The organism is Undibacterium sp. WLX3042 (assembly GCF_049544825.1).
GTDB lineage: Bacteria > Pseudomonadota > Gammaproteobacteria > Burkholderiales > Burkholderiaceae_D > Undibacterium.
In genome coordinates this window covers 2,211,425-2,223,180 of the sequence record NZ_CP186698.1, presented here as the reverse complement: position 1 = coordinate 2,223,180, position 11,756 = coordinate 2,211,425, and the positions used below count along the sequence as shown (strand labels likewise).

Annotated in this window: 8 protein-coding genes; 2 read left to right on the top strand and 6 right to left on the bottom strand. The window is 50.7% G+C overall.

The features are described 5' to 3' along the window. Positions 1-500: 500 nt before the first annotated feature. Positions 501-887, top strand: coding sequence for a hypothetical protein (locus tag ACPAOP_RS10115; RefSeq protein WP_423681861.1), 387 nt, complete (start codon positions 501-503; stop codon positions 885-887). 454 nt (positions 888-1,341) lie between these two features. Here ACPAOP_RS10115 and ACPAOP_RS10110 read toward each other — a convergent pair whose 3' ends face one another. Together ACPAOP_RS10110 and ACPAOP_RS10105 are read right to left on the bottom strand one after the other, a co-directional pair. After that, the gene (locus ACPAOP_RS10110; protein ID WP_423681863.1) at positions 1,342-2,622 is read right to left on the bottom strand and encodes a tyrosine-type recombinase/integrase; all 1,281 of its coding nucleotides are present in this window, start codon (positions 2,620-2,622) and stop codon (positions 1,342-1,344) included. A 292-nt stretch (positions 2,623-2,914) separates the two neighbouring features. Continuing rightward, on the bottom strand, positions 2,915-4,054 hold the full coding sequence (locus tag ACPAOP_RS10105) for an HPP family protein (protein WP_423707869.1): 1,140 nt from the start codon (positions 4,052-4,054) through the stop codon (positions 2,915-2,917). Between the two features lie 488 nt (positions 4,055-4,542). Here ACPAOP_RS10105 and ACPAOP_RS10100 point away from each other — a divergent pair, with 488 nt between their 5' ends. After that, positions 4,543-6,237 (top strand): DUF7151 family protein, encoded by a 1,695-nt coding sequence (locus tag ACPAOP_RS10100; RefSeq protein ID WP_423707867.1) that lies wholly within the window; start codon positions 4,543-4,545, stop codon positions 6,235-6,237. Between the two features lie 21 nt (positions 6,238-6,258). On the opposite strand, the gene ACPAOP_RS10095 is transcribed toward ACPAOP_RS10100, so the two are convergent. The 4 genes from ACPAOP_RS10095 to ACPAOP_RS10080 form a co-directional block, all read right to left on the bottom strand. Next, on the bottom strand, positions 6,259-8,034 hold the full coding sequence (locus ACPAOP_RS10095; protein WP_423710004.1) for a hybrid sensor histidine kinase/response regulator: 1,776 nt from the start codon (positions 8,032-8,034) through the stop codon (positions 6,259-6,261). Between the two features lie 9 nt (positions 8,035-8,043). Beyond that, a complete protein-coding gene (locus tag ACPAOP_RS10090; RefSeq protein WP_423707865.1) occupies positions 8,044-8,667 on the bottom strand; it encodes a response regulator in 624 nt (207 codons plus the stop codon). Positions 8,668-9,161: 494 nt separating this feature from the next. Continuing rightward, on the bottom strand, positions 9,162-10,688 hold the full coding sequence (locus tag ACPAOP_RS10085; protein ID WP_423681869.1) for an acetyl-CoA hydrolase/transferase family protein: 1,527 nt from the start codon (positions 10,686-10,688) through the stop codon (positions 9,162-9,164). Positions 10,689-10,807: 119 nt separating this feature from the next. Beyond that, positions 10,808-11,746, bottom strand: coding sequence for a bestrophin family protein (locus ACPAOP_RS10080; RefSeq protein WP_423681870.1), 939 nt, complete (start codon positions 11,744-11,746; stop codon positions 10,808-10,810). Positions 11,747-11,756: the final 10 nt, after the last annotated feature.

The following is an 11,756-nucleotide window of genomic DNA, read 5'->3' as shown; positions in this document are numbered from 1 at the left end:
TGTAACCTGTCGCCAAATCATTAATCGACTTTTGGTAGGGGAGTGGAATGAAACCTTTCCTTGCCCTTGACTCTTAGCGCAGCGCCGGGCGCGTACGGTATTGTGTTTCTACCCGGTTAATCCGCTTGTATTTGGCTCCGTGTTGAACAGCAACAATAGAAAGTGTAGTGGTCTAATATACCCTGACACCGAAATAGGTGAATAATTTACCTATAGAGGAAAACCGTATGATCAAGAAACGCAGAACATTTGACGCCGGCTTCAAGTTACCAGATCAGGTTGAGTAAGCTGGAAGCAAAAAAACGGGAAATCCGCTTAGACTAGAAATCTTAAAAAAAGCGTCGGTCTTCTTTGCTTTGTCTGCGAACTGAAATGAACTATCGCCTAGTTCAGTAGTTACAAAAAGAGGCCGTTACAGTCAGTCAGGAATGCCGGGCATTGGACATTACCCGTATCGGCTACTAAACGGCGCAACAACGTCAAGCGCTCCTGGCAACGGTGTGCGCCACCAGTCTCCATTTGCAAGCGGCCTTTATGGCCAGCGGCAAGACCTATGGCTGTCGACGCTTGTAAGCCAGCCTGGAGCTGCAAGAGATGCGCGCAGTCCGCTACCAAGTACGTCGCCTGATGAGAAACACTATAGTCTGCAAACTGTCTGGAAGCGTAAGTTCATTTACACCTCAGAAAGCAAGCATGATTTGTCGATGGTGGAGAATATTCTCAATCGCGCCGTCCATTCCGGACAGCCGAACGCGGCCCGGGGCAGCGACATCACCTATATTCGCACGCGCAGCGGATGGCTTTATCTGTCGGGGCTCTTGAATCTTTACTCGCGCAAAGTAGTTGGCTGGTCGTTGGCCCCCGGTATGTCGGCAAAACTGGTCTGAGCACCATTATAAATGGCGCTTGCTTAGAGAAATCTACCTGCGGGTCAGATTGTCCATTTGGATCGTGGCAGTCAGTGCGAGCCATGTTTTTCAGGACAAGCTCAAGCAATTCGGCATGACATGTTCGATGAGCCGCAAAGGAAATTGTTGGAACAATGCGCCAACCGAGAGCTGGTTTAACGGTTTTTAGAACGAATGCTATCATGGCAAGCGTTATGAAACCCATGCTGAATGAGGGCTGCCAGTTTCTAATATATTGAAGTCTTTTATACTTGAACCCGCCAGCATTCAACACTTGGCTATCAGTCGCCAGTGGAATATCTGGCTGGAGAGCAGATCAAAGTCAGAAGACGCGGGCAGCAAGACATTCATCTGATGGCAGACGAAATATCGATTGAAGCTAATGTGTGCTGTGCATTTACAGATCAGAGCTTTAATGCCATTCACCAGTTCTTTATACGATGTCCAAGCTATGCTTTTTCGGATTCTCCGGGGAAACGCTGCAGTACCGTGCCCAATCGGCCATTAACTCGGCGCGCTTCACTAACATGTCGCCGCGTTGATAAGCCGCTTCTACGCCATCGGCTAGTTTGTGGGCTAATGCATGTTCGCAGACTTCGCGCGGGTATCCCGTTGTTTCGCCAGCCCAGTCGCGGAACGTTGAACGGAAGCCATGTTGCGTCAGTTTATATCCCATGCGGTGCAGAACGGCAGTAAGAGATGAATCTGATAATTGTCCACCGAGCGATGATGGGAAAAGGTAATCGTTACCGACTATGCGGGGCAGGGCTTCCAGCAACTTTATAGCTTCGTTGGAAAGAGGCACACGATGTTCCTTGCCTCCTTTCATTCGTTCGGCGGGAACCGTCCATATACGACTTGAAAAGTCGAGTTCGTCCCAAGTTGCACCCCTTACTTCTCCTGACCGAGCAGCGGTCAGAATGGAAAATTCCAGTGCTCGTGCTGAATAACCTTTTCTTTTACTTAATTCTGGCATTAATTCACAAAGCTTTGTGTACGGTAATGCAGCGTGATGTTTGACCTTCTGAATTTTGCTGCGAGCTGGCAAATCATGTTCAAGGTGACCTTTCCAGCGTGCTGGATTTTCGCCTAATCGATAACCTCGAAATATGGCCCAATCCAAGATGGACTCAAGGCGACCACGAAGGCGACTTGCGGTTTCGGTCTTAGCGTGCCACAGTTGTGCCTTGTTTTCGCCAGTTTCCTGCTTCAATACGTCTAAAATTAAGTTGGTGTCGATAGCATCGACGGGAACCTGTCCTATTTTGGGGAAGGCATAGGTTGCAAGCGTATTTTGCCATTGCTGAACATGCTTTTCGTTCTTCCAGCCTGAACGGTTTGCCTCAATGTAAGCATTGGCGCATTCTTCGAAGGTCTTTGTCTTCGCTGCTTCTTGCTTGGCTAGTCGCTTCGCCTCGTTCCGTTCTTCGAGAGGGTCGATTCCGTCGCGAACTTTTTTGCGCAGATCTCTTGCCTTCTCGCGAGCGTCTGCCAATGAGACTTCAGGATAACTGCCTAAACCTATGTCGCGCCGTCGAATGGTAGCCTTGCCCTTAACTTGGATGTATGTTCCCACCGACAAGCGTAAGACCCAGGCGCGTGAAGCTCCTGCGATACGAAGGTGCAAACCATCTACGCCACCAACAGCGTAACGGCCTTCGGTCTTTAACTTCGATACAGCCAAGGCTGACAGTTCTTTAGCTTTCTTGGGCATTGCAGTTATCCTTTTTTGTCCAACATCTTGTCCCACATAGAATATTGGATTTTCTAAAGCTTTGCAAGCCATCTTTGGATATTGTTATTATTTAAGTCTTTGATATTAAAAGAAATTATTTACTTTAATGAACTTTGTTGGACGCTAGATAAGCGGACACCGTCTCCGCCAGTAACACTGAAAAAGCCCTTGAATTTCAAGGGCTTTTTCTTTTTCTGGCATGCTCAGTAAGTGAGCTTGAATGTCATTTCCTTCCTGCACCTGAATTTGTTGCGTCATTGAATGCAGGTACTTAGCCCGCTGTTTTTATTTCTGTATCTGCCAGTTTGCCGCGATAGAGTGCGGCAATCAGATCTGATTGCGTCAACATGCCGATCAGGCGTCGCTCGTCATCCACGATGGGGATATGATGCAAGCCTTTGTCGGACAATAAAGGTACCAGTTCTACGATATGCATATCGTGACGGGCGGTTTTAACCGGCTGCGTCATGATTTGTCCTATGACTTCGGGTTTGCTGGAATGCAGGTCTCGGGTGCGGCGTATCAGTTGGCGCAGCTTTTCTTCGAACGTTTCATAGACATCCAGATTGGCATTTTTCATAAAGTCCACCAGAGTCACAATGCCAATTACGCGGCGTGCGCGGTCGGTGACTGGCAATGCTTTGATTCTGTGCTGGCGTAATAATGTCCACGCTTCTTCCAGTGTGGTACTGAACTCTGCTGTAATCACGTCCCTGGACATCACGTCGCTGCAGGTAATTTCACCGAAACGCCGGCGATAGGCGTGCATCTCAGTTTGGAGGAATAATGACTCCAGATCATCTCGACTGACATCCAATACCTGATTGTATTGCCGCAATACTTCATCAAGATCCCGCGGGGCAAAGCCCAGACGATCAATCGGACGTGTATCTGCTGTGCCATGGGTATTGCTGTGATCCGGCTGGGATGTATGTGGATAGCGCCGGCCTGTTGCATTGTTATATGCGAGTGCAAACAGCATCAGCAGCACGGAATTGAGCATCACTGGAAAAATAACGAATTCATATCCCAGCCCGAGGATAACGGGGCCGCCCATTACGGCTGTCAGTGCGACGGCGCCACCGGGCGGATGCAGGCAGCGGGAGAGAAACATGGCTCCGACCGCGAGACTGGTGGCAATTGCTGCCGTTTCCATGGAAACGCCGAGAAAATGTGCGCAGGTGACACCGACCAGCGCTGAGATCACATTGCCGCCGACAACAGGCCATGGTTGTGCCAGCGGGCTGGAAGGAACGCCGAATAACAATACTGCGGAGGCCCCGATGGGTGCCAGTAACATCGGAACGTGGAAAACTGAGCCGAGCATGAATTGGGTTGTCAGCCCTGTCAGCAATAATCCCGCCAGCATTCCGGCGCAGGTGCGCAGACGCTCGAGATGACTGATGCTCATGCCGGAAGGTAAAAAAGTCCTGAGCCAGGCGAGGCTCGTTTTCAGTGAAGACCATTTCCCACGCATACCAGACACTATTTAACATTAAAGCCGGAAGTGTACAGGAGCGGCGCTATTTAGGTGTGCGTTAGGATGCAAGTAGAGATGCAGACATTGTTTTTCTGTGTTTCTGCTATCGCCGCCTGAAGTGAATTTACTGTTTGGCCGTTAGTTGATGTTGCTTACCGCTTGATTGCTGCTTAACGCGGCTCACAGGTAATGCACGGGAGTTTGATCTGTCTGTCAGGTGTCCGTATTCTTCGCTCGGGCATATTCATAGTCCAATCAGACTATATGTTTCACTTATTTTGAGCATTATCATCTTGCTATTTATCGTTCGTCATGTTGTAGAGCAGAGAAGTGCCTGATTGCAATCTGGTTCAGAGAAACTCCCCGACAGTTGCTATCGCATCATTGGCGGGCATTCAAAGTGCACAGGGAGAATTCATTTGATAAACCGACCTTATATCCGCGTTAATAAAAGTTTTTTTGCCGTTGCGGTTGCTGCAGTGGTGCTCAGTGGCTGTGGCGGTGGAAGTAGCAGTAGTGTCGCTACCGATACGTCATCGTTGACGCCGGCAACGCCTCAGATCATCGCCAGAAACAGCGTTGCATATGCGACGATAAACAGCGTTCCTGTTACTGCCTGTCCTAATGGTGGTATTACCGTACAGTCAGGCATTGATACAAATGGCAACGGTATTCTTGATCAGAGTGAGGTGAGTAATACCCAATTTGTCTGCAATGGCGCCAATGGTACGAACGGAACCAATGGTGCTAACGGGACTAACGGTACCAATGGCAAGAACGGGCTCAACGGTTTTAACGCCCTGATTGCTACTACGGCTGAGCCAGCCGGGAATAATTGCCCCGGTGGTGGTTCCAGAATCAGTTCCGGAGCGGATACCAATGGCAATGGAATTCTGGACAGTGCAGAAGTGACTTCAGTTTCGTATATTTGTCATGGACTTGCCGGTAGCGATGGTACTAACGGTAAAAACGGTACTAACGGGACGAATGGATTAACAACATTGGTCAAAATTGTTGCCGGTGTTGCTGTCAACATCTGCCCTGCGAATGGTAATCAGATACAGTCTGGTCTTGACACAAACAACGATGGTATTTTGCAGCCATCAGAAGTCACCACAACTGCTTACGTATGTAATGGTGCAACGGGGGCCACGGGAGCTACCGGGGCCACGGGGCCAACCGGAGCGACTGGCAATGATGGTTTAGCGACTCTTGTGACAACGGTGACTGAACCTGCCGGTGCTAATTGCACCAATGGCGGCAGTAAAATTACATCTGGTCTGGATCTGAACCGGGATGGCATTCTCGCCGCTGGTGAGGTGACTTCGACGACCTATGTATGTAATGGTGCCACCGGACCGATGGGGCCCACGGGGCCAACTGGACCCACAGGTCCAATCGGGCCGACAGGGCCAACAGGTCCAACCGGGCCAACGGGTCCCACGGGGCCGGCGGGTCCTTCCGGGCGTCTGAGCTGGGTGACCTCGACAGATGCGACGGTGCAGGCGGTAACAAACTCCGGATACATCGCAAGTAATAGTAGTACAGGGGTAGCGATTATTTTGCCGGCCTCACCGGCTATCGGTGACCAGGTGCAGGTGATAGGCATGAGTGCTTGGGCGCTGATACCAAATGCTGATCAGAGTGTTATACAGAATATGGCTGGAACCGGAGCAGTCAACGGTGGTGGCTTATCCGGTGCTCAGGGAGATTCCGTGTTGCTGCAATATGTTGGCAATAATACCTTCATGGTCACTGCTTTTGTCGGACATGTGACTCAGATCAGCAGTAACGTTTTTGCGAGAAACGGAGTGGTTTGGACGCCGCCGGATTATTCTAAAACTTATACCTGGACTGACGGTAACGCGTTTTGTGCCGGACTGACAACTGGCAATCTGACGGGCTGGCGTATGCCGCAAGTCGCAGAGCTGATCTCGATTGACACCTTCGGTGTGAAGGGGACGCATGGATGGCCGTCGACACCGGCAAATATCTGGGCAACCGATCCTTTTCCGAGTACCCCGGGTGCCTATGCGGTCGAAGCATTCGGATTTGCAGTGAGTGGTTTTCAGTTTGGTACGAATAATCTGGTTATTACCTGCGTCCGTTCTTAAAGCCTGACGAAATAGCAGGGGCTATCCATGCCGTATGATAGTCACCTGCTTATTGCGCTCCAGTGATGCGGAGAGTTCCGCATAGAGCAGGGAGGGTGATACCGGTTTGTGCATCAGTGGCAGGCCGCTTGCCGTCGCTTCGCGCAAACGTACCGGTGCTGTATCTCCTGTCACCAGAATAGCGGGTATCTCAGCGTTGCAGGCATTGCGTATCGCCCGAATCACATCCGTTCCCTTACAATGATCGCGCAGACGGTAATCGCTGATAATCAGGTCAGGCTGGCGCTGACACGCCAGTGCCAGACTTTCTTCTTCAGACTCGGCAAGATCGCAGTCGCATCCCCATTCAGTCAGCAGTTGAGCCATTGCCTGACGTACTATTGCATCATCATCAATGACTAAAATATGTGCATGCAATAGCTGTATTTTTTGTGCCACTGTGCTGATGTCATCTGCCAGAACAGCAATTTGTGTGAGAGGCAGACTTAATTTGAATACACTGCCTCGTCCCGGGCGAGAGGCGAGTTGCAACTCCAGTCCCAGTAAATTCACCATCTTTCTGACAATTGCCAGTCCCAGTCCCAGCCCTTTTTGCCGGTCGCGCTCGCTATTTCCGAGTTGTTGAAATTCACTGAAAATATTTTCAAATTGCGAAGATGGGATACCGATGCCACTGTCCCAGATTTCCAGGCTCAGTCTGGACTGGCGTTTTCTGCACAGGATCACCACACCGCCATGATGCGTATAGCGGATTGCATTCGATACCAGATTTCTCAGAATTAGTTCAACTAATGCCGGATCGGAATAAACGACATAGTGAGTTTCGGGGCTTCGGTAGAGTAGGCCTTTATTGTTTGCCAGTGGTGCCAGCTCGTTTTCTATTTTGCTGAGCAGACTCTGTAATCGGAACGCTTTGGGTTGTGCTTCAATCACACCGGCCTCAATACGTGAGTAGTCGAGCAGAGTGTTCAGCATTTCGGTCGTAGCGGTGGTCGCAAGGCTGATGCTGTGGACCAGCTCGCGCTGATGCCGGGATAAATCCGTTGTCTGCAATACCTCAAGAAACAGACCCTGAGCGTGGATAGGTTGCCGGAGATCATGGCTGGCTGCCGCGAGGAAGCGTGATTTCTCAGCGTTCGCCCGCTCTGCTGATGCGAGTGCCTTTGCGGCTTTTTCCGATGCCGTACTCAGCTGGCGAATCAGATCCAGATTATCGAAGCGGAGTTGAATGGAGTTTCTGACTGTGCGCGAAGAGTTATATGCCTGTCCCAGTAATGTCACGACATACAGTGCCACCGCTGCACCTATCGCCCAATAAGCCGGATCGTTGAGTGAAATAACCGTGTAGACAATCGAACCCAGCTCACATGCGACGAACGCCGCAAATACCGGTAATACGGGTGACAAGATCGACATCGAGTTGGCGGCAATACCTGCCAGTACGGCTAATATCAGCACGCTGCCGGCGCTGGTGGAAGCAGGCAGACTCAGCCACGCGAGAGAGCCCCATACCGCGCCATCAATCGCGTGCAGAAGTATCAGCCGTATTTTTAACGTAGCCGTCTGCTCAAGGGAAATACCGCGACGGATGATGCGTTTCGCGTCGTAGACATCAAACAGTTTCGATGAACTGACGGCGATCAGCCATATTGCCAGACCAGTCTCGTTACCGGGATTTTTCAGTGTCAGATACAGAATCAACGCGACCAGTACTCCCGGCACGGCAGAGCTGCCGAGATTTTTCATGAGTAATAATTGCAGCTCGCGCTGAATATTGTTCTCGACAACGCCGTACATTTTTACCACTCAGTTCACCAGACCTTTACGGCGCGCGGCGAACGCGGCTTCAGAGCGATTTGATACTTGCAGTGTCGTCAGTACCACCTGTACGTGGCAGCGCACCGTATTTTCGGAGAGATCAAGTCGGCGGGCGATCATTTTGTTCGATAAGCCCTGGCAGACCAGATCAAGCACTTCGTATTGACGCGGGGTCAGCAGCGGCTTTGTGTAGCTTGTTCTGACCTTTTCCTGCGTGTGTACCAGTGTTGCCACATCTTCTTCTGCGGTGCGCAGCACCCGGCGGATTTCAGCAAAAATATTCTCTGCCACCTCACTTTTTGAGATGAAACTGTGCGCTCCGCGCTCACGCGCCCGCTGTGCAGTATCAGGCGCATCGTCGGCTGACAGAACAATGACAGGTGCCCGTGGCCATCTCCTCTTGAGCAAAGCGATGCCTTCGAGTCCGTTAAGCCCCTGTAATTTGATATCGAGCAAAATCAAATGAAGTTCGGCCGGCGCAATCCGCATGGCTTCTTCCAGGGATGCCGCCTCGACTACGCCGATATCCTGTGAACCGTTGCAAATCAGGACTCGCAGCCCGGTCCGAAACAAGCTGTGATCATCAATCAGTAGTATTTTTGAAGTTGACATGGAAGATGAAAATATTGCATCACAGACAGATTTTGCCATGATTGAGCACATATGGGGGAATAACCGGGTCTGCATCGTCTACCCATATGTTGCAAGAGCATATCTGCCGCAAGCGCAGAGCAAGTGTTTCTGCAGATACGCTTTGACATCGTCGCGTCAGTTAACAGTTGTGACACCCGCTAAAAATAAGCCTCGTGGCAGCTTTTTGGTCTGCAGGGCGCTTATTCATTGAGGGGGGCGTGCTCAAGGTCGACTGTGTGCATGCGGCGTCAGCGTCAGTGCAGTTGCAGCTGCTGACCGGATAGGCACATACATATCGCGAGAAGCAGGGTGGGTGTTACAAGGGAGGATGGGCGATGCAGTGGCTGGAGTACCGTGTAAGGACTTTTCGTGCAGGTGCATCCTTAGAGCACGCGTTGGTCATGCTTTGGATAACGTGCAGGCAGGGGTATTTTGTTGCCTGCACGTCTCGCTTATCTCTGCTAATTATCAGCTCAGGCGACGGCTTTCAACGCCACTTCCTGTTCCAGCATACTGCCCGTTTCACGGTAACGTGTGTGCCAGGAAAATGCTTTTTCCAGCACATGTGGTGTCTGCCCACCGCGCAGTTCTGCCTCCGCCAGATAATCCAGCAGCATTTGTTTATAGGGTTCAGCTACACAGTTCTGAATGATTTTCTGTGCGCGCTCGCGAGGTGCTAATCCGCGCAGATCGGCGAGGCCGACATCGGTCACGATAATATCGACGTCATGTTCATTGTGGTCCACGTGTGTAACCATAGGAACGATGCTAGATATTTTGCCGTTCTTGGCAATTGCTTTGGTCGCAAAGACTGACAGGTAGGCATTACGGGCAAAATCACCCGAGCCGCCGATACCGTTCATCATGTGTGTGCCGAGTACATGTGTGGAGTTCACATTGCCGTAAATGTCAGCTTCAAGAGCGGTGTTGATAGCGATGATACCGAGACGGCGAATGACTTCGGGATGATTGCTGACCTCTTGCGGACGGAGCACGAGGCGATCTTTGTATTTGCCGATATTGGCAAATACTTCCTGACTTTTCTGTGCCGACAATGTGATCGATGAGCCTGATGCAAAGTCCAGTTTTCCGGCATCAAAAAGATCGAATGTAGAATCCTGCAACACTTCCGAATACATTTGCAAATGTTCAAATGGGCTGTCGATGAAGCCCGTCATCACAGCATTCGCTATCGTCCCGATGCCAGCCTGCATGGGCATCAGGCTATTGGTCAGTCTGCCATCTTTGACTTCTTGTTTGAAAAATTCAACAAGATGGGCGGCGATCTGCGCTGTTTCTTCGTCTGGCGGCAAAATGGTCGAGGCGCTGTCGGCTTTTTCGGTAATGACGATTGCCACAATTTTTTCTGGCGGGATCATGATGGCGGTGGTACCGACACGGTCACTGGCTGACATGATAGGAATCGGTTCCCGTTGCGGTCTGTGCTTAGGAATGAAAATATCGTGCAGACCTTCGAGATCCATTGATTGAGTGAGATTGATCTCGACGATGACCTGATCTGCCAGAATCGCAAAACTCGCACTGTTACCGACGGAGGTGGTCGGAATAATTGCACCGGTTTCGGTGATGGCGATTGCTTCAATGATGGCGACATCAATCGCGTTGATCTGGCGTGTGCGTAACTGCTCGACGGTTTCGGATAAATGCTGATCGACATACATGATCTCGCCGCGATTAATGGCTGAGCGTAATGTCGGATCTGCCTGAAATGGCATTCGGCGTGTCATGGCGCCCGCTTCTGTCAGGGTTTTATCTACATCGCTACCCAATGACGCACCAGTCATCAGGGTGATCTTCAGTTGTTCAGATTTCGCCCGTTCAGCAATAGCAAGGGGAACTACTTTTGCGTCGCCCGCCCGTGTGAAACCGCTCATGCCCACTGTCATTCCATCTTCTATCCAGGAGGCTGCATGTTCAGCCGTTGTGATGCGGTTTCTTAATTCTGGAAGACGTATCCGTTGTTGTTGGGCTTCATGCATTTTCATGTTCCTTTGTCTCTGAAAAGTAGATGGGGGAGTTACTTTATATTTTTGATGTCCTGATTCTCCGATCAGGTTGTTGTTGCCGGTGTTACTTGAATCTGTATCTGTTTTATGCCCTACGTCAGCCGGTAGCTGACCGGTAGCATCGGGGCGGGGAGTGGTTGGTGTTGTATCGCCTCCAACAAGTCAATTTCTATCGCACGACAGATTGCATCCAAAGGCAGGTCGTTGGCATCCAGACCAAAGGGCTCTTCGATTTCGTCGCCAAGCGCATCTAAACCGAAGAAGGTGTAGGCAACGATTGCCACCACAAAAGGTGTCATAAAGCCGATGGAATCCACCAGTCCGAAAGGCAGCAGAAAGCAATAGATATAGGCTGTCCGGTGCAGCAGTAATGAGTAAGAAAAGGGGATGGGCGTATTTTTAATACGCTCGCACGCGGCAGCAGCGGAGGTAAAGGCAGACAGAGTGGTATCGATGTTTGCCGCGAGGCACGGATCGATACGCTTTTCATTCATACTTTGCTGCAAGTCCAGCGCCATACGATTGATCAGAAAATCAGGTTTGTTTTGAGATGTCTGCAGCAAGCGAACTTCTTCGGGAGTCAGCCATTGCGGCATATCTTCGCCCGGTAAATCGCGCAGTAAGTTTTTCAGCGCATAGGAAAAAGCGATTGCCCGGTAAATCATGCGAACCCGGATATCGTTCAGCCCATTGGACGCGAGTGCCGTGACCGGATAAGCGATCAGGCTCTGGCATTGACGCGACAGGTTGCGGCTTTTGATCAACAACTCTCCCCACAGTTTGCGCGCTTCCCAAAAGCGGTCATACGCAGTGTTGTTCCGGAACCCGAGAAAAATGGAGAGGGGCAAGCCGATCAGGGTGAACGGGATGGTCGTCAGCGTGATCTTGAGTTTGAACAAGTCGCCATGCGAAAGCGTGACCAGGGTTGCAATCAGTATGTTGATGGTCAGGGCTGGCAGTATTCTTGGCAATACCGAACCACGCAACATGAGAAATAACCGAAAGCCGGACGGACGGTCCCTGACTATCATGATTTTTCCC